Origin of the sequence: Chitinibacter bivalviorum, assembly GCF_013403565.1 — a bacterium.
Taxonomy (GTDB): domain Bacteria; phylum Pseudomonadota; class Gammaproteobacteria; order Burkholderiales; family Chitinibacteraceae; genus Chitinibacter; species Chitinibacter bivalviorum.
Genome location: NZ_CP058627.1, coordinates 392,836 through 412,069, shown reverse-complemented (window position 1 = coordinate 412,069; position 19,234 = coordinate 392,836). Strand labels below are relative to the sequence as shown.

15 protein-coding genes are annotated in these 19,234 nt (G+C 49.8%); 12 read left to right on the top strand and 3 right to left on the bottom strand.

Annotated features, from left to right (window positions below; genetic code table 11):
- Nucleotides 1-3: 3 nt before the first annotated feature.
- The gene (locus HQ393_RS01910) at nucleotides 4-1,524 is read left to right on the top strand and encodes a sensor domain-containing diguanylate cyclase (protein WP_179357184.1); all 1,521 of its coding nucleotides are present in this window, start codon (nucleotides 4-6) and stop codon (nucleotides 1,522-1,524) included.
- Nucleotide 1,525: 1 nt separating this feature from the next.
- Here HQ393_RS01910 and HQ393_RS01905 read toward each other — a convergent pair whose 3' ends face one another.
- The gene (locus HQ393_RS01905) at nucleotides 1,526-1,867 is read right to left on the bottom strand and encodes a 2Fe-2S iron-sulfur cluster-binding protein (protein ID WP_179357183.1); all 342 of its coding nucleotides are present in this window, start codon (nucleotides 1,865-1,867) and stop codon (nucleotides 1,526-1,528) included.
- Between the two features lie 56 nt (nucleotides 1,868-1,923).
- Between HQ393_RS01905 and HQ393_RS01900 the strand changes: the two genes are divergently transcribed.
- Nucleotides 1,924-2,280 (top strand): translation initiation factor Sui1, encoded by a 357-nt coding sequence (locus HQ393_RS01900; protein WP_246307928.1) that lies wholly within the window; start codon nucleotides 1,924-1,926, stop codon nucleotides 2,278-2,280.
- Nucleotides 2,281-2,346: 66 nt separating this feature from the next.
- Here the strand turns inward: HQ393_RS01900 and tgt are convergent, their stop codons facing one another.
- On the bottom strand, nucleotides 2,347-3,459 hold the full coding sequence (gene tgt, locus HQ393_RS01895; protein ID WP_179357181.1) for a tRNA guanosine(34) transglycosylase Tgt: 1,113 nt from the start codon (nucleotides 3,457-3,459) through the stop codon (nucleotides 2,347-2,349).
- 187 nt (nucleotides 3,460-3,646) lie between these two features.
- On the opposite strand from tgt, the gene HQ393_RS01890 reads away from it, so the two are divergent.
- Nucleotides 3,647-4,387, top strand: coding sequence for a substrate-binding periplasmic protein (locus HQ393_RS01890; protein ID WP_179357180.1), 741 nt, complete (start codon nucleotides 3,647-3,649; stop codon nucleotides 4,385-4,387).
- A gap of 8 nt (nucleotides 4,388-4,395) precedes the next feature.
- Here HQ393_RS01890 and queA read toward each other — a convergent pair whose 3' ends face one another.
- Complete coding sequence (gene queA / locus HQ393_RS01885) at nucleotides 4,396-5,433, bottom strand: tRNA preQ1(34) S-adenosylmethionine ribosyltransferase-isomerase QueA (RefSeq protein ID WP_179357179.1); 1,038 nt, start codon at nucleotides 5,431-5,433, stop codon at nucleotides 4,396-4,398.
- A 215-nt stretch (nucleotides 5,434-5,648) separates the two neighbouring features.
- Here queA and aroQ point away from each other — a divergent pair, with 215 nt between their 5' ends.
- The 9 genes from aroQ (at nucleotide 5,649) to HQ393_RS01840 (ending at nucleotide 19,185) form a co-directional block, all read left to right on the top strand.
- Complete coding sequence (gene aroQ, locus HQ393_RS01880) at nucleotides 5,649-6,101, top strand: type II 3-dehydroquinate dehydratase (RefSeq protein ID WP_179357178.1); 453 nt, start codon at nucleotides 5,649-5,651, stop codon at nucleotides 6,099-6,101.
- A 65-nt stretch (nucleotides 6,102-6,166) separates the two neighbouring features.
- The gene (gene accB, locus HQ393_RS01875; protein WP_179357177.1) at nucleotides 6,167-6,625 is read left to right on the top strand and encodes an acetyl-CoA carboxylase biotin carboxyl carrier protein; all 459 of its coding nucleotides are present in this window, start codon (nucleotides 6,167-6,169) and stop codon (nucleotides 6,623-6,625) included.
- A 79-nt stretch (nucleotides 6,626-6,704) separates the two neighbouring features.
- Nucleotides 6,705-8,075, top strand: a complete 1,371-nt coding sequence (accC, locus tag HQ393_RS01870; protein ID WP_179357176.1) for an acetyl-CoA carboxylase biotin carboxylase subunit — start codon at nucleotides 6,705-6,707, stop codon at nucleotides 8,073-8,075.
- A 315-nt stretch (nucleotides 8,076-8,390) separates the two neighbouring features.
- A complete protein-coding gene (locus HQ393_RS01865; protein WP_218871267.1) occupies nucleotides 8,391-10,043 on the top strand; it encodes a chitinase in 1,653 nt (550 codons plus the stop codon).
- Nucleotides 10,044-10,220: 177 nt separating this feature from the next.
- The gene (locus HQ393_RS01860; RefSeq protein ID WP_179357175.1) at nucleotides 10,221-11,240 is read left to right on the top strand and encodes a tetratricopeptide repeat protein; all 1,020 of its coding nucleotides are present in this window, start codon (nucleotides 10,221-10,223) and stop codon (nucleotides 11,238-11,240) included.
- Between the two features lie 92 nt (nucleotides 11,241-11,332).
- Entirely contained in the window at nucleotides 11,333-12,487 is a 1,155-nt protein-coding gene (locus tag HQ393_RS01855; RefSeq protein WP_179357174.1) for an iron-containing alcohol dehydrogenase, read from the top strand.
- 67 nt (nucleotides 12,488-12,554) lie between these two features.
- Nucleotides 12,555-13,568 carry a tetratricopeptide repeat protein gene (locus HQ393_RS01850; protein WP_179357173.1) on the top strand — a complete coding sequence of 338 codons (1,014 nt, stop codon included), beginning with the start codon at nucleotides 12,555-12,557 and terminating at the stop codon, nucleotides 13,566-13,568.
- Between the two features lie 27 nt (nucleotides 13,569-13,595).
- Entirely contained in the window at nucleotides 13,596-15,188 is a 1,593-nt protein-coding gene (locus HQ393_RS01845) for a tetratricopeptide repeat-containing diguanylate cyclase (RefSeq protein WP_179357172.1), read from the top strand.
- 121 nt (nucleotides 15,189-15,309) lie between these two features.
- Complete coding sequence (locus HQ393_RS01840; protein ID WP_179357171.1) at nucleotides 15,310-19,185, top strand: DUF3683 domain-containing protein; 3,876 nt, start codon at nucleotides 15,310-15,312, stop codon at nucleotides 19,183-19,185.
- The last annotated feature ends 49 nt before the right edge of the window (nucleotides 19,186-19,234 follow it).

Here is a 19,234-nt window from a genome sequence, read left to right as displayed (position 1 = left end):
ACCATGTCCCCGCACCGAATAAAGCGCCTGAAAATCATCGGCTACTGCCTCACTTTAGCGCTTGGTGTGTATAGCCTCTACACCTTGTATTGGTGGCAAGACCAGCGCATTACCCATGCGCAAGAACATCACGAAATCAGTGAAAAAATAGCGCGCCTGCAAGCCGAAGCAGATACCACACTCGAAAGTTTTGCCGCATTTCAATCGCAAGTGGTCGATACCAGCGAAGAGGCTACGCGCGATTTCGCTCGTCTGCTGATCAAACGCAATCCACATGTCTATTGCCTGCAAATCATGCAGCGGGTGCCGCACGATCAAATCAATGATCTTGAAGTAAAAATACGCAGTAGTATCAACCCCAATTTTCAGGTTCACGACTTTGATTACGATGGTAAACGCAGTAATCTGCCCTTGAAATATCGTGATTTTCACTATCCGATCACCTTTATGGAGCCGCTTCCTCCCAGCGCACTCAATGTATTGGGATTGGATATCGATGCCGTCAACTTTTTACGCTCCAACCGCGAAAAATCAGGTGGCAATGCTCGCCCCTACAGCACGCCTCCATTTCGTCTTATCGAAGGCGATATTGCTTATGGCATGACGCTACCAACGTATTACATCAATCATAGCGACAATAGTTGGCCCAGCTATGTCGGGCTCGTCATTAAAGCCAGCTCACTACAGCCCAATCTGGCTGAATTGCCTGAGGGTTGGCTAGTGCGCATGCAGCATGCCTCCGCCCCACATCAAGCGTTATTTGAAGTAAAAAATGTGACACTGAACCGGCTTGATACACTGCTGTTTCCCAAAATCACTCTACGCTCGCGTATTCCATCGGACTCACAACCTTTTGAGCTAGTCACCGAACAGCAATTGGGCTGGAGTAGCTGGCAAGGCCCGATTCCGTTGGCGCTAGCCATATTACTGGGCGGCGTGATGATGCTCGCGCTTCGTTGGCAACACAGTGAACGGCTACGTAGCCTGGAAGCGCGACGCCATCGCATACTGCTCACGCGTTGGGCAACGTGTGATGCCCTCACTCATTGCTCCAATCGGCAAAGTTTTGACCGCCGCATGGCGCAAGCAGCCCAAAGAAACGAGCCCTTTACGCTGATTTATCTTGATCTCAACGGCTTTAAGCCAATCAACGATCAATATGGCCACTTAGCAGGTGATGCTATTTTGAAAGAAATAGGCACACGGTTAAGACAGTGCGTACGCAGTCAAGATTTAGTGGCCCGCTGGGGCGGTGATGAATTTGCCATGCTCATTTTTGGGCTGAGTGAAGAGACTCGCTATCAAAGCTTATGCATGCAAATCGAAGCAAAAATGCAGCAAGCTATCGTGTGGCATGGTAAACAGATATCGATCTCGGCCAGTATTGGTTACGCCAGTTTTCCGCACGATAGCCCGCATTGCCATGAGCTGGTTCGCATTGCAGATGGTCGGATGTATCAAATGAAACAAGGTCGTACCGTACAGCAGCCCCCTGATCTCAGCTGCCCGGAATTTTCAATCTGACTTAGGTTTTAACGCGAATCTGGCAATCGTATTCAATCAGCAAATGGCAGGCCAACCGCACTTGTCTGGGCGTATCGCAGAGATCTAAGGTCATATTGAGCGGCTGGGCGGCATGGCGGATTAAGACATTGCGCTCCTTGCTGCTAATGGTGATCCAGCGCCCGCTTTGTGCGTGTTCGCAGTACACCTGACACGCCCCGCACGTACCCTGCCCGCAACGCCATGCCATCGCCAGACGCCCTTCACGCACCAAAGGGCGAACCACATCGATCAAGAACGTGCCTGCGGCTACTTCGACTAAGATCGGCTCACAGTGTGGCTGGATAAATTCAACGATGGGCATTTTGGATATTTTCTCGTTACACTGCCTGAACATAGCGTAATTGAATGAGTTTATCAGTGAAAAAATCAAATCAAGGTGGGCTGGTTTACTCCACCGAACATGGGCGAATGTGCCCCACTTGCCAGCAAGCGATGAGTCAATGCCAATGCAAAATGGCCACGGCGCTACCGCGTGGCGATGGCATTGTGCGAATTACTCGCGAAACCAAAGGCCGCAATGGCAAAGCGGTGACCGTAGTTGCGGGTGTACCGATTGAAGCAATGGAACTGGCTCAGTTGGCTAAAGAGCTAAAGGCGCTCTGTGGTACAGGGGGAACTGTTAAAGATGGGGCTATCGAAATACAGGGCGACCATCGGGAGTTAATCGCAAAAAAACTACAAGACCGCTGGAAAGTGAAATTAGCGGGTGGCTAATCAAAAGTTGAATACAAAACAAAACAGCGACCATTGGTCGCTGTTTTTATTCAAACAAAGCTCAAATCAATCCACGCCACGCGCACGATCGGCATTGAATTTGGCTACGAATTGCGGGAATTGATCAGCTTCAATCGCATCGCGCATTTCTTGCATCAACACCTGATAGTAATGCAGGTTATGAATCGTATTGAGTTGCGAGCTCAGAATCTCCTGGCTGCGGAATAAATGGTGCAGATAGGCGCGGCTAAAGTTGCGGCATGCGTAGCAATCGCAGCTTTCATCAAGCGGGCGAGTGTCTTTTTTGTAATGCGCATTTTTGATTTTGACATTGCCATACCGCGTAAACAGCATGCCATTGCGCGCATTGCGCGTTGGCATGACGCAGTCAAACATATCGATGCCTTGCGATACACCGTAGACCAAGTCTTCCGGCGTACCAACGCCCATCAAATAGCGCGGCTTATTCACCGGCAATTGCGGCGCGGTATGCGCCAGAATGCGCTCCATTTCTTCTTTGGGCTCGCCCACTGACAAACCGCCAATCGCCATACCGTGAAAATCGAGTTCGTTCAAACCTGCCAAAGATTCATTGCGCAAGTCTTCGTGCATACCGCCTTGCACAATCCCAAACAAGGCGTTCGGATTTTCTAGCTTGGTAAATTCATCTTTCGAACGTTTTGCCCAACGCAAGCTCAGGCGCATCGATTCAGCGGCGGTTTTATGGTCGGCTGGATACGGCGTGCATTCGTCAAAAATCATCACGACGTCGGAATTGAGCACTTTTTGAATACGCATTGATTCTTCAGGCGTCAAAAACAATTTATCGCCATTGATTGGGCTTTGAAATTTGACACCTTCTTCGGTGATTTTGCGCATTGCGCCCAAGCTAAACACTTGGAAACCACCTGAGTCAGTCAACATGGGCTTATCCCAGCCCATAAATTGATGCAAGCCGCCAAATTGCTCGATTACTTCCAAACCCGGGCGCAGCCACAAATGAAAAGTATTACCGAGAATAATCTGCGCTTTAATGTCGTTCAGATCACGAGGCGTCATCGCCTTGACCGTGCCGTAGGTGCCGACGGGCATAAACACGGGGGTTTGCACGATGCCGTGATTTAGCGTCAAAGTGCCACGGCGAGCACCGGCACTGGTCGTTTTAAGTTCGAATTGCATGAGATTTCCTGAAAATAGCAGCCAGATACACAGTCCAGCGCGAGGCGGCAAGATTAACGGCGCAGCCCTACTCTGGCAAGTTGAATATTGCGCAATAAAAACAAAATATTAGGAATCCGTAACTTTCTTATTCTATGCTGCTAAATGAAATACCCCTGCAATATTCAGGGATTTAAGGATAAAGGGAATGCGGATCATCTTACCCCTACTACTCGCCGCGAGCTCGCTAGGCTGCTATGCCAATGAGCTGATCCGCATTTGCGCAGAAAATGAGTGGCAACCCTTTTCTTTTTCGCATAAAAACAAACCCACTGGCGCATCGGTAGAGCTCATCCAGGCTGCGCTGGCTTCTCAGCACATTGATACCCAATTTGAAAGCGGTAGCTACAACCGCTGCCTGAAACTGACCCTCGCAGGGCAATATGATGCAGTACTGGATATTGCAAAAAATGCTGAACGCGCACCTCAGTTTCTTTGGCCACAACTGCCATTCATGGTGATGAAACTACATTTAATTGCCAATAAACACATTGAGCCTGAACCTGCCGATTACAGCGCGGTAGCGGGGAAAAGGTTTGGGATTACCACGGGCTATGAGTACCCCGATGAATTACTCAAGCAGCACGGATTAATTAAAATCGAATCCAATAGCGAGCTGGCCAACTTCAGGCAATTGGCCGCAGGAAAAATCGACTTCATGCTACTGTCGGAGGGGACATTAGAGACCTTAAGTCGGCAAATCAGTCCAAGTGAGCGAGCAGAGATTGTGGATTGGGGGGAAGTGGATCAATTGCCTTTGTATGTCGCCTTCAACCCAAAGTCAGCACAAGCTAAGCAGTGGGCCAAATCATTGGATCAAGGTTTAAGCGAACTACAAAAAAAAGGCGAAGATAAAAAAATCTTCGCCCGCTGGCGTGCAATACCTTAGCGCGTCCCCTAGCGCATCACTTTCGGCTCAAGCAACATTGAGTCGCCATAGCTAAAAAAGCGATATTCATTACGAACTGCATATTCATATGCAGCACGCATATTTTCCTGCCCAGCAAAGGCGGCGACCAGCATCAACAGGGTTGATTTAGGGAGGTGAAAATTAGTCACTAACCGATCCACAACCTTAAATTCATAGCCTGGGGTAATAAAAATATCGGTATCGCCTTCTGGCTCAGCCAAAAAGCCATTTTGCGAAGAGGCTTCCAACGCTCGCATCGAAGTCGTACCCACTGCAATCACGCGATGCCCCTGCGCTTTAGCCGCTTTCACGGCTTCCTGCGTTTCAACCGGAATACGATAACGTTCATGGTGCATCACATGCTCGGCAATATCATCGACGCGCACGGGCATAAATGTGCCCGCTCCCACATGCAAGGTCAGAAAATGAGTTTTGACCCCCATCTGCTGCAACTGTATTAATAACTCGTCGGTAAAATGCAGCCCTGCTGTTGGCGCAGCAACCGCCCCCGGATCACGGGCATACACCGTTTGATACCGCTTTGCATCTTCATCATCGGGTACATGCGTAATATAAGGCGGCAGGGGTAAGAGGCCAGATTGCTCCAAAATATCGAGCACGGTCAAATCTGGATGAGCAGCAGAAAAATCAAGCTTAAATAAATCGCCTTGCCGTGCAGTCATCTCTGCGCAAAAGCCACCCTGAAAATGCAAGATCGAACCAGGTTTGGGGGCTTTAGAGGCTTTAATATGCGCCAAGGCTTGATGCTGATCGAGAACGCGTTCAATCAATGCTTCAATTTTGCCGCCACTGGCCTTTTCACCGAATAAACGCGCTTTAATCACCTTGGTGTCGTTAAACACTAAAACATCACCCGCGCGTAATAATTGCGGTAATTCAGTAAAGTGATGATCGGCCAGTTGCGCGCCATTTACATGCAATAATCGGCTTGTTCCCCGCACTGCAGGCGGAAACTGGGCAATCAGGTGTTCAGGCAAATGGTAGTCAAAATCAGAAATCAACATCGCAACACGACTCTTGTAAGGCAAGCATAAAATTTCGCAAATTATATCAGCAAACGCCCATGTAACCCGCGCCAATACTGATGTAACAAATTATTTCAAGAAAAGTTCCGCTTGTAAGCCGGTAGAAATAAAAATATTTTCTGTGCTTTTTCTGGACAAGTTCGCCGAAGTTGCGGCAAACTCCGACGATTCACAGGGAATACAAGGATTGCTTTATGTCGTTCAACGACAAAATCCTGGTTCTGCACGGCCCCAATTTGAACTTGCTAGGGCTGCGCGAGCCGCAGCACTATGGCAATACGACGCTTGATGCAATCAATCAGAATTTGATCGCTCAAGGCGCAGCCCAACAGGTTGAAGTCATTACTTTTCAATCGAACCGCGAATATGAACTGATTGAACGCATTCATGCGGCCTACCAAGAACAGATTGCGTATATCGTGATCAATCCGGCTGCATTTACTCATACCAGCGTTGCGTTACGTGATGCACTTGCTGGCGTAAAAATCCCGTTTGTCGAAGTACATTTGTCGAATGTTCACGCCCGTGAGGCGTTTCGGCATCACTCCTATTTCTCCGATCTCGCCACTGGCGTGATTTGTGGCTTGGGTGCGCAAGGCTATGAATATGCGCTTAATTTCGCGATTAATAAGCTAAAAGCCCAATAAACTCATAACAACGATAGCTCGCAAAGAGCTTAGTCATTCCAACTTTAACAGAGAGGATTGCATAAATGGATCTGCGTAAACTTAAAAAACTCATCGACTTGGTAGAAGAGTCCGGCATCGCTGAACTTGAAGTCACCGAGGGTGAAGAAAAAGTTCGCATTACTCGCAGCGTAGCCAATCAAGGCTTCATGCAAGCACCTATGCAATATCACATTCCTGCCGCTGCGCCTGCGCCAGCTGCAGTAGCTCCTGCGGCAGCGCCAGTTGCGGCCGCCGCTCCAGTGGTTGATGGCCAAACGCAAAAATCACCGATGGTGGGTACTTTCTATCGCTCGGCCAGCCCAGGCGCAAAATCATTTGTTGAAGTGGGTCAAACCGTCAACGCAGGTGACACGCTGTGCATTATCGAAGCCATGAAATTGCTCAATGAAATTGAAGCCGAACATTCTGGCGTGATCAAAGCGATCTTGGTTGAAAACGGTCAGCCTGTTGAATACGGCGAACCGATGTTTATTATTGGCTAATTCTGTGCAGCGTGAGGTGTGAGCTTGGCGGTGAAACCCCTGCCTCACACCTAAACCTCACTCCCCACGGAGTTTGTATATGTTTGATAAAGTACTCATCGCCAATCGAGGCGAAATTGCCTTACGCATTTTGCGCGCCTGCCGTGAAATGGGTATCAAAACCGTCGTGGTTCACTCCGAAATCGACCGTGAAGCCAAATACGTTAAATTAGCCGATGAATCAGTCTGCATCGGCCCAAATCCTTCAGCATTAAGCTACTTAAATGTACCCGCACTGATTGCCGCAGCAGAAGTGACCGAAGCGCAAGCGATCCACCCGGGTTATGGCTTTTTGTCTGAAAATGCTGATTTTGCGCAACGCGTTGAAGAATCTGGCTTTGTATTTATCGGCCCAAAACCCGAATCGATCCGCATTATGGGCGACAAGGTTGCCGCTAAAGACGCCATGAAAAAAGCTGGCGTACCGTGTGTACCTGGCTCTGACGGCGCCCTGCCTGATGATGAAGAAGAAATCTTAAAACTCGGTCGTGAAGTGGGCTATCCCGTGATCATCAAAGCCGCTGGCGGCGGTGGCGGTCGTGGTATGCGCGTCGTTCATGCCGAAGAAGATCTGCTCTCCTCTGTGGCGCTGACGAAGCAAGAAGCCAATTCATTCTTTGGCAATCCCATGGTTTACATGGAAAAATTCCTGCAGACGCCACGTCATATTGAAATCCAAATTTTGGCTGACCAGCACGGTAACGCGATCTATTTAGGTGAACGCGATTGCTCGATGCAACGTCGTCACCAGAAAGTGATCGAAGAAGCCCCTGCACCCGGTGTCACGGCTGAACAGCGCAAAAAAATTGGCGAAGCTTGCGTAGCAGCCTGCCAATTGATCGGTTACCGTGGCGCGGGAACGTTTGAGTTCCTGTACGAAAATGGCGAGTTCTATTTCATTGAAATGAACACCCGCGTTCAGGTTGAGCACCCAGTGACCGAAATGATCACTGGCATCGACATCGTGCAAGAACAGATCCGCGTTGCAGCAGGCTTGCCACTGCGCTACACGCAAGACGATGTCAAACTCAAAGGCCATTCATTTGAATGCCGGATTAATGCCGAAGATGCGGTTAAATTTATTCCGAGTCCAGGCAAGGTGACAACTTGGCACATGCCAGGTGGTCCAGGCGTGCGGGTAGATTCGCATGTGTATCAGGGCTACACCATTCCGCCAACCTACGACAGCATGATCGGTAAAATCATCACTTATGGTGATACTCGCGAGCAGGCGATGGCTCGGATGCGAATTGCCTTATCGGAAATGGTGGTTGAAGGTATCAAGACCAACATCCCCTTGCACCAGCAACTCTTGCTCGATAAGGCATTTGGCAAAGGTGGTACAAGTATTCATTATCTGGAACATCATATGGACGAGATTCGACTCGCCATTGAAAGCAAGAAAGTATAAGTAATCCAGATCACACCTACAAAAAGGGCAGCGAGGCTGCCCTTTTTTACGCCCTCAATATACCCATCATGGTATTTCATCCAAAACCAAATTGGACAATAGGTGCATGGCAATACCCCGATACATTCCAGCCCAAAAAGTACACAACACTTCCAACAAACAACATAAATAATTAGCCGAGTCACACAGGCACTTGGCATTCATTGTCAGCATTAGGGCCATCTATTACTATTCCGAGTGACCTGAATACAAAATCAGGGCGATGCGGCGGTCTAAACTGCCGCCGCAAATATAAACAAAGGATGGAGCGAAAAAATGAAACAGCGTCAATCATCACGCCGTACGCATTTTGCTGCGCTATTAGTCGGCCTCTTAATGGCTGCGGGCGTACAAGCTGCAACATGGCAAGAAGGCAATAGCTACACCGCAGGTGTGAGCGTTGATTACAACGGTAAAACCTATACCGCACTCGTTACTCACACCGCTTACGTTGGCGCAGGCTGGAATCCAGCATCAACGCCAACGCTGTGGAAAGAAACCGGTACAAGCAACACGACCCCAAGCCCAACCGCAGCTGCAACGACGGCTCCAACGGTCGCTCCGATTGTGACGCCAACAGCCAAACCTATCGTTACCCCAGTAGCGGGCAGCGGCACTTGGGATAAAGCAGCGGTGTACACCGGTGGTCAACGCGTGACCTACAATGGTGCGACTTACGAAGCCAAATGGTGGACTCAAGGCGAAGTACCGGGTGCGAGCGATGTTTGGAAATTAATTCCGACCATAACACCGACACCAATTATCACACCAACACCGAGCATCTCTCCAAGCCCAACGCCAACAGCACCATTTATCTGCCCAACTTCAGCACCAGGCATGGCAACAGTGCAAACAACTTGCGCGCCAATTCGCACGCCTGTTGTAACGCCTGTTGTAACGCCTGTTGTGACTCCTGTTGTGACGCCTGTCGTTACCCCAGCAGGCCCAACACCAACCCCAAATCCAAACGGTCTGCCAAAACACGCGCTGATCGGTTACTGGCATAACTTCACCAATCCATCAGGCGACACCTATCGCATCCGCGATGTTGCGCCGGAATGGGATGTCATCATGATTTCGTTTGCAGATGACGCAGGCAATGGTGCAGTTGCATTTAACCTCGACAAAAATGCAGGCACAGAAGCTGAATTTATTGCTGACGTTGCGGCCAAACGTGCACAGGGCAAAAAAGTCGTCTTGTCGCTGGGTGGTCAAGAAGGTCGCATGACGCTTTCGACCAAAGAAAACGTCGCCAACTTTGTCAACAGCTTGTACGCCATCATTACCAAATATGGCTTTGACGGTATCGATCTGGATCTGGAGAGTGGCGCGGGCGTCAATCTGGGCTCACCCATCATCAATAATTTGATCGATGCGGTGAAACAGCTTAAAGCCAAAGTGGGCCCAAGCTTCTACCTGTCGATGGCACCTGAGCATCCCTATGTTCAAGGTGGCTATGTCGCCTACTCGGGCATTTGGGGCGCTTACCTGCCCATTATTGATGGGCTGCGTGATGATCTGAACATCATCCACGTTCAGTACTACAACAATGGCGGCTTGTGGACGCCTTACTCCAACGGCGCACTGAATGAAGGCACTGTTGATGGTTTGGTGGGCGGCTCGCTGATGCTGATCGAGGGCTTCAAAACTGTCGGCGGCACGGGTTGGGAATTCAAAGGCCTGCGCCCAGATCAAGTTGCATTTGGCGTACCAAGCGGCCGTAGCTCAGCCAATACTGGCTTTGTGACCAGTCAAGTCGTCAACGACACCCTCACTTGCCTGACCAAGCTCGTTGGTTGCGGCATGGTGAAACCAAAACAAGCCTACCCTGATTATCGCGGAGTGATGACTTGGTCGATTAACTGGGATAAGAAAGACGGCTACAATTTCTCTAAACCAGCAGCAGCGTCACTCAAAGCGTTGCCATAAGCGGCCTATTTTGAATCCCTAATTTTGGATTCCAAAGCAATCAACACCCCAGCGCAGCTGGGGTGTTTTTTTGCGCCGCACTTGGATCGCATACAACTGCTCGTCAGTTTGTAGAAATATCCATTGAAGCAATATCCAGAAAGCGTTATCTTTGCATATCCCCGATTAGTTGCCCCTATGAGCTCAAACCAGTCTCAAATCCGTGCGCTTTATGATCAAAGCAAGCAATTGATTTATGTCGACCCGATTAAATCACTTCAGCTTGCCAATGAAGCCGTGGATTTAATCACGCCCGACCTAGACCCCGCGTTTCAGGTCTTAGTGATCTACCATCAGGTCGAAATGATCACCGCTTATGGCCGCTACCATGAAGCGCTGGAAATTATGCATCGCATCCTAGTGATCGCCGAGACGGAAAACTTAGAAGCCGAACGCGGACAATTGCTGTATTACATTGGTATCGCGCATTACACGACTGGGGACTTTGCCACCGCGATTGATTATTGGAGCGATTGCCTAAACCTTGAAAACAAAGGGTTTTCTGCCGCAACGCGCATCAATACGTATATTGCACTGGGTCAATTGTATTTTGCCTTTCATATGCACAGCGATGCACTGCGCCATCATTTAAGCGCGCTGAAATGGGTGAACGATGAAATACCCACTGAGCTGTATGTGCGCCTGCTCATCAATTTGGTCGCTGACTTGTGTGAATTGGGTCAGCATGAGCAAGCCCTCGCCTACATCACCGAAGCTGAAACATTAGCCAAAGAAATCGCACATTTTGAATATTTAGGCGAGGCATTAAGTTATCGCACGCTGATTTTGCTCGAGCAAGATCGCATCGAGGAAGTCACCCAATTATTAGAGCGGGGGCACAGCATGGTGCGCTACTGGGCTTGGGGTGAAATTAGCTGGAAAATTGTAACCGGCAAAATTCAACAAGCTGAGCAGCAATATCATGCGGCGGTAGAGAGCTTCGAAGCGGCGCTCGAATTAGCCCATAAATATGAGTGCGCCAGCAAAATTCATGTGGTACACGCGGTATTGGCTCGCGCCTACGATCAGATTAATGACCACCTGATGGCTGAAAAACATCACCGACTGTATCAGGAACATTTCAATCGACTCGGTTCAGCCGAAATATTTGAGCGTCTGCAACAACTCGAAACTCAGCTCGAAAATACATTCCCCTAGTATTTACATCAAAGCTAAGTCAGAAATAAAGCTCAAGCACATACCCCATCATCTAGAATACCTATTTCGCCCACTTGCTCGCAGGTTCCGCTATGCATGCATTTAGTTTTCACAATCCATGTCAAATCGAATTTGGCGCTGGCCAGATTGCTAAACTAGCCAGCTTGATTCCAGCTCAAGCCAGAGTCTTGCTGCTGTATGGTGGTGGCAGCATTAAACGCAACGGCGCCTACGCGCAAATTAGCGCCGCGCTCAGCCAGCACCATTGGCGCGAATTTTCCGGCATTGAGCCCAATCCTGAATATGAAACACTGATGCAAGCGGTTGAATTTGCGCGCAGCGAACAACTCGACTACATCGTTGCAGTGGGCGGCGGCTCGGTGATTGATGGCGCTAAATTTGTCGCGGCGGCAGTACCACACCAAGGCGATTGCTGGCTCATTATCGGCAATCGAGTCCCGCTTAAGTCTGCCCTGCCACTGGCCGCCGTTTTAACCCTGCCAGCGACAGGCTCAGAAAGCAATTTTGCGTCGGTCATTTCGCGTCGCGAAACCCAAGACAAGCTGTCATTTAAGAACCCGCTGGTGTTTCCAAAACTGGCCATTCTGGACCCGACCCTGACCTATTCGCTGCCAGCGCGTCAAGTGGGGAATGGTGTCGTCGATGCCTTTGTCCACACGATCGAGCAATACCTCACTTACCCCAATGAAGCGCGTGTACAGGATCGATTAGCCGAAGGCATTTTGCAAACCTTGATTGAAATTGGGCCGATCACACTGGCGGAACCGGAAAACTATGCCGCTCGCGCCAATTTAATGTGGGCGGCCAATCAGGCTTTATACGGCATGGTGGGGCTTGGTCAGCCACAGGATTGGGCAAGCCATGCCATGGGGCATGAGCTCACCATGTTGTTTGGTCTGGATCATGCACGCACACTGGCGATAGTGCTGCCTGCACTGTGGCGCTACCGCTTTGCCAGCAAAGCCGCCAAACTGACCCAATACGGGCGCCGGGTCTGGGGCTTAGAAGGAAACGATCAAGATGTAGCCTATGCCGCGATCGAGGCGACTGAGGCCTTTTTCAGGCAAATGGGCTTAGCTACTAGCTTGAGTTTGTACGACATTGACCCACAAGCAGCAGCCGATGGCGTCGCCACGCAATTGATCCGTCACAATCGGCTGAAACTGGGCGAAAACCTCGATTTAACGCCAGAAGATTGCCGTGCCATTTTGATCACAGCGGCATAACACATTGCGGTGAAATGACAATCGCGGTGGTATTCTTGCACTTTATGCATTGATCGACGCTGCCACAATGAATGAGGCTGAACTCCACCGCCGACTGGCTCGCGCCAACAAGCTAATCAACTCACAAAGTGCTGAGGCATTAGCCATTGCCCTCGAAGTGCGCAAACATGCTCAATCACTGAGTCTGGCCGAACTAGAGGCCAATGCACTCTGCCTGGTCGCGAGCTGCGTCTACGATTTTGGCCATTACAAAGAAGTCCTTTCCTACCTGCAGGAAATCAGTGCGCTCACCGAAAACAATACGATCGGGCAACAAGAAGGCGAGTACCTCCAAATACTGGCCCGCACTTATTACACGATGGGTGAATATGGCAAGGCGAATGATCACTGGCAGCGCTGCCTGACTTTGCCCGATTGCGCCATTATCCTAGAGACACGCATCAAAGCGCACATCGGGCTTGGGCAATTATTTTATGCACATGATCACTTTGAAAGCGCCCTTGCCCATCATCGCCGTGCCGAAGAGCTTGCAGCCAGCTCGGATGACTACCATCTACAAGCCGCGATTTTGATCAATATCGGGGTCGATCTAATTAGCTGCGATAAATTGGCCGAAGCGCATGTTGTGCTCAAAGGCGCGCTCCCCTTAGTGAAAGCCGATAATAATTACCGCAATGAAGCCGAAATATATGCATTGATTGGCCAAATCCAACTCTTAAATGGCGAATATGAAAAAGCGCGCATGAGCTTGATGGTGGCACTCAAAATCAATCGCATGCACATTAATCAATGGGGCGAAGCCAGTTGCTTGGTTACTTTGGGTAAGGTTTATTTGGCGAGCCATCATATTGAACTGGCGCGGGAGCAACTGCTAGAAGCATTGAATAAAGCCTGCAGTTTGGGCGCCATTCATATGCAATACCATATTCATCAAGCCCTCTCCGAAGTTTATCAGCACCAAAATGAGCCAGAAATGGCCGAAAGCCATCTCGCTTTGCACCACACCTTGCGCAAGCAATTGCTCGAAAACACCCTAGACAATGACCTTGAAACAATGGAATTACGGCTAGAGTTGTTATAACACGCCCGAAAAATCATAAAGCCCAGCATGAGCACAGTACAAGACATTAGCAATCTAAATTTACGCGCCAGAACATTATTGCGAGAACATGCTAGCGAAGCTTTGGCTTGCGCCCAACAAGCGGCGGTCCATGCGATCGAGCTAGGCTACGATCTGGGCTTTACCGAATCGATCTTCTTGCAAGGCAGTATTATCAGCCTGCAAGGCAATACCGAAGAAGGCCTCCCTTTGATGCGGCATGCCCTCTACATGGCCAACCTGCATCAATTCAAAACGCTCATTCCCGACTGTCTACAAGAAATAGCCCGCGCCTGCTATACCACGGGCGACTATGATAATGCGCTAGATGCCTGGTTTCAGTGCCTTGATGCGGCACTCGAAATTGATGCCCAAGACACCTACATTCTGGGTCAAATTGGTCTGGGGCAACTCTATTTTGCACACGATGATTTTTATCATGCACTCAATCATCATACTAAAGCGCGCGATTACGCTTACCAATGCCAAGACCCCGCCATTTTGGCCGCCATCGAAATCAATATTGGCGTCGATCAATTTGAATTGCAGCAAATTGACAATGCCAAGAAAACACTCAAACAAGCACTGGTTTACGCCCAGCAGGCTAAAAACCTCGAATATCAAGCCGCAGCAATGGGAACCTTAGGCCGTGTAGCTCTGGCCGAGCGCGATTTCCCCTTGGCCCACTCCTACTTAGAGCGAGCCAGAGGGCTCAATCAACGACACCAGAATAATTGGGGTGAGGCGCATAATTTATACAATTTGGGGCTGCTGGCGCTGGAAGAAGCCCAAATCGACACAGCGATACAATTGTTCCGCACAAGCCTGAACATTGCACAAACAATGAATGCAGCGCATTTGGTGTATTTAGTTGAATTGGGCTTATCAAAAGCACTGGAGCAAAAAGGCGATTTTGAAAACGCGCTTAAATTTCACCAGCAAGGTTATGAGCACCACTATTTGATTTTGCGGCAAGCCTCCCCACAACGCCTCCACATTATGGAGGCTAAATTAGAGGCAGAAAGAACACGCAATGAAAATAAAACCCTGCGCGAGCAAAATTCCTTGGAGCGCGAGGCTCGGCAACACAGTGAACACATCGCATCTCAAGACCCGCTAACGGGGCTGTTAAACCGGCGCGGACTTGAAGCGCGCAGTAGCAATATGCTCAGATCCAACCCAGAGCATCGTCAACCGCTCGCATTATTAATGATCGACATTGATTTTTTCAAAGCAGTCAACGATCGCTGGGGGCATTTAGTCGGGGACTATGTACTTCGTCAAGTTGCAGCCCTATTAAAATCGGGTTGTCGTCAGGATGACTTGGTCTGCCGCTGGGGAGGGGAAGAGTTTTTAATTTTACTGCCCTCGCGAAACGGGGTTTCCGCTCAAGATGTCGCAGAACGACTGCGCAGTATGGTTGAGCAATGGCCATGGGAAAAAATAGAGCATGGCTTGCAGATGACCATTAGTGTTGGTGTGACTCACTATCAAAATGACACACAACTAACACCATTGGTACAACGTGCTGACCGTCATCTCTATCAAGCAAAACAGGCCGGTCGAAATCGAGTGATTTGTGCCGCTGCACCCCCGATGTAAACTGAAAAAACGCAAAAACTCAGCACTCAAGCTAAATCCCTATTAAAAATGCGAGTTCTAGACTCGCATTTTCCGTTAAAATTCGTTCTTTAGCCGTATTTCCCGCCGGAGATGCCCATTCATGGCCGACCAGACCGCCGCGACCCTCGCTACCACGCACGAACGCCTGCGTGAGATTCCCTACAACTACACCTCATTTTCGGATCGAGAAATCGTCATTCGCTTACTGGGCCATGATGGCTGGCGCGTATTGGACGAATTAAGACAAGAGCGCAAAACAGGCCGCTCGGCTCGCATGCTGTTCGAAGTGTTGGGTGATATTTGGGTCGTAAAGCGCAACCCTTATGTACAGGATGATTTGTTAGAAAATAGCAAACGCCTGAAATTATTGGTCGAGGCGATGCATCATCGTCTGTCGGAAATCGAAAAACGCCGCCAAGAAAACGAGCGCGTCAATATCCTGTTGGCACGCACTCGCCAAGCCGTTGATGAGTTTGAGCGTGAATTTCGCGACATTGCCATTCTGCGCAAAAAAGTGCTCAAAAAGATGGGTTCATTAACCCGTCGTGACAATATCCAATTTGATGGTTTAGCCCGCGTTTCTCACGTCACCGACGCCACCGACTGGCGCGTTGAATACCCATTCGTCGTACTCTGCCCCGATAACGAAGCAGAAATGGCCCCGCTGGTTGCGGCCTGTATCGAATTGGGTTTAACAATTATCCCGCGTGGCGGCGGTACGGGTTATACCGGTGGCGCAGTGCCATTAACGCCACTGAGCGCCGTCATCAATACTGAAAAACTCGACCTGCACAATGGCGTCGAGAAAATGCGCATTCCCGGAGTGGATCACGAAATATCAACGATCCAATGTGGCGCAGGTGTGGTCACACGCCGCGTGATGGAAGCAGCCGAAGACGCTGGGCTGGTCTTTGCGGTCGATCCAACCTCGGCTGATGCGTCCTGTATTGGCGGTAATGTGGCGATGAATGCCGGCGGTAAAAAAGCCGTATTGTGGGGCACTGCGCTCGACAATCTGGTGAGCTGGAAAATGGTCGATCCAGACGGCAACTGGCTGTTTATCGAGCGCATGGATCACAACCTCGGCAAGATCCACGATGCGGCTCAAGCGACTTTCCGCATCAATAAATTTAAGCCCGATGGCAAAACTAAACTCGGCGAAGAAACTCTAGTCATTCCAGGCAAGCAATTCCGTAAAGAAGGTCTGGGTAAAGACGTAACAGATAAGTTCCTCGCGGGTTTGCCGGGTATACAGAAGGAGGGTACTGATGGTTTGATCACCAGCGCCCGCTTCGTTTTGCATCGTATGCCCGATCATATTCGCACCGTGTGCCTGGAGTTCTTTGGCGAAGTGAGCCGTGCAGTACCTTCGATTGTAGAGATCAAAGACTACCTCGATGCGCACCCCAATGTGCAACTGGCCGGTTTGGAGCATTTGGATTGGCGCTATGTGCGCGCGGTTGGCTATGCCACGAAAGCCAAATCGAAAGGTCGCCCGAAAATGGTGCTGATCGCCGATATTGTATCGGATGATGAAAAAGCGCTTGGCGAAGCCAGCAGCTATGTTGTGCAGTTGGCCAATGCGCGCGGCGGCGAAGGCTTTGTGGCTGTTCTACCTGAGCAACGCAAGAAATTCTGGCTCGATCGTGCCCGCACGGCGGCGATTGCCAAACATACAAATGCCTTCAAGATTAATGAAGACGTCGTCATCCCGTTGCCACGTTTGGGCGATTATTCGGATGCGATTGAGCGCATCAATATTGAATTATCGATTCACAACAAACTTGAATTACTCGATGGATTAACCGAGTTCTTTGCCCAAGGCCGCCTGCCCTTCGATACCAGCGATGCACCCGTGAGCCATGATGTACTGATCGGTGATCGTCGCGAATCCGCACTGGCCTTTATCGAGCAAGCTCGCAAACATTGGTCGTGGATCAATAGCAATCTGGATGATGCGTTTGAACTCTATCAAACTGCCTTTCCGGGCATGCCTTTGGAAAAAACCGTTGATGCCAATGAGTTGCCACAAAGCGTGTTCCACGCCTTGCGCGATTTCGTGCTACGCATTTCATACAAACGCGAATTGCTCACGGATCTAGAAGCGCTCTTTAGTGGCCGCACCGACAAGCCAATTCTGGATGCCATTCACGCCCTGCATCAAAAAGTATTAAAAGGCCGCACTTGGGTAGCGCTGCATATGCACGCAGGTGATGGCAACGTGCACACCAACTTGCCCGTTAACTCCGACGATTACGACATGCTGCAACGTGCGCATCATGCCGTGGCGCGCATTATGCAAGTGGCGCGTGATTTGAATGGTGTGATTTCGGGCGAACACGGGATTGGGATTACCAAGTACGAGTTTTTGACACGTGAAGAGCTCGCGCCATTTGAAGCGTACAAGCAAAAAGTCGATCCAAACGGCCACTTCAATAAAGGCAAGCTATTGCCCGGCGCCGATTTGACCGATGCCTACACGCCATCATTCTCTTTGCTGGGTACGGAATCGCTGATTCTGGAGCAATCGGACATCGGCAATATCAGCAATATGGTGAAGGACTGCTTGCGTTGCGGTAAATGTAAACCGGTCTGCACGACGCATGTACCGCGTGCGAACCTACTGTATTCACCGCGCAATAAAATTCTGGCGACTGGCTTGCTTACTGAAGCATTCCTGTATGAAGAGCAAACTCGTCGCGGCATTTCGCTTAAGCACTTCGAGGAATTGGGCGATGTGGCCGATCACTGTACCGTGTGTCACCGCTGCGTCAATCCGTGTCCAGTGAAGATCGACTTTGGCGATGTTTCAGTGGCAATGCGTAATTTCTTACGCAAAGAGGGCAAAAAGAAATTTAACCCGGGCTCTGCGCTAGGCATGACTTTCCTAACCTTAAAAGACCCTGCGACCATCAAATTGATGCGCGCGATGATGATAGGCTGGGGTTATAAAGCCCAACGTTTAGGACATTCACTGGCAAAACGCTTCGGCTTATTGAAAGGTGTCACCAAACAGCCGCCTTCGACCCTCGGCACAGCGCCGATCAAGGCGCAGGTGATTCACTTCATCAATAAACCTATGCCTGGTGGCTTGCCAAAGAAAACCGCACGCGCCTTGCTCGACGTTGAAGACAGCAATATCGTACCAGTGATTCGCGATCCAAAACGCCTGAATGAAGAAAGCGAAGCGGTGTTCTACTTCCCAGGCTGCGGCTCCGAGCGCCTGTTTAGCCAAGTGGGTTTGGCAACACAAGCGATGCTCTGGCACGTTGGCACTACAACTGTATTACCACCGGGCTATCTGTGCTGTGGCTACCCACAAACGTCCAGCGGCCAGCAAGACAAAGGCGATAAGATCACGATGGAAAATCGCGTGCTCTTCCATCGTCTGGCCAATACGCTCAATTATCTCGACATTAAAACTGTCGTAGTATCGTGTGGCACGTGTATGGATCAGCTCCTCAAATACCGTTTTGAGGAAATCTTCCCGGGCTGCCGCCTGCTCGATATTCACGAGTATCTGCTTGAAAAAGGCGTCAAGCTTGAAGGTGTGAGCGGTACCCAGTATATGTATCATGAGCCATGCCATACGCCGATGAAGACGTACAAAGGCATCGAAGTTGCGAATCAATTGATGGGGCAACGTGTTGATCTGAATGATCGTTGCTGCGGCGAGTCAGGTACGTTTGCTGTTGCACGGCCGGATATTTCGACCCAGGTTCGCTTCCGTAAACAAGAAGAAATGGAAAAAGGCGCAGCAAAACTACGCGCCGATGCGGGTGATCCCAAAGCCCAAGTCAAAATCCTGACTTCTTGTCCATCGTGTATGCAGGGTTTGAGCCGCTACGATGATGACTCATCGACCACGGCCGATTACATCGTGATTGAAATTGCAAAAACAGTACTTGGCCCAAACTGGATGCCGGAGTACGTCAACAACGCTAGCAATGGTGGTATTGAGCGCGTTTTACTGTAATTTTTGCAGCATTCATCATAATGAAATAAATAGGGGGTCTAGTGTGATA